Source organism: Vibrio sp. 1978 (assembly GCF_033344345.1).
Map to the genome: position 1 here is coordinate 1 of NZ_JAWPOP010001047.1, position 513 is coordinate 513.

Below are 513 nucleotides of genomic sequence, written 5' to 3' on the forward strand. Positions count from 1 at the left end.
AATTTTTGGCGCCCCAGTTAACGTGCCCATGTTCATACAAGCTTGGTAAGCGTGCAAAGCATCAAGGTCATCGCGCAACTGGCCAACCACGCGGGACACCAAGTGCATAACATGGCTGTAACGGTCAACTTTAAGGAGATCGGCAACATGACGAGTACCAGCTTGTGAGATGCGCGCTACATCATTACGAGCTAGGTCTACCAACATCATATGTTCAGCGTTCTCTTTTTTGTCGCTACGCAGTTCAAGTTCAATACGGCTATCTAAATCAAAATCGATTTCGCCATTTGGACGTGTACCGCGACGGCGAGTCCCTGCAATTGGGTAGATCTCTATTTGGTTGGTGTCGGTTTCATACTTCAAGGCACTTTCTGGCGACGCACCAAACAAAGTGAACAGCTCATCTTGCATGTAGAACATGTAAGGGCTTGGGTTGCTTTGCTTTAGCTCTTTGTAAGCTGCCAACGGAGAAGGGCAAGGCAATGTGAATCTACGAGAAGGAACCACTTGGAA

At 47.8% G+C, this 513-nt stretch carries 1 protein-coding gene; it reads right to left on the reverse strand.

The window, feature by feature from the left end; genetic code table 11:
* On the reverse strand, positions 1-513 hold a 513-nt coding region (locus tag R8N49_RS30580; protein ID WP_318190882.1), incomplete at both ends, for a chorismate-binding protein.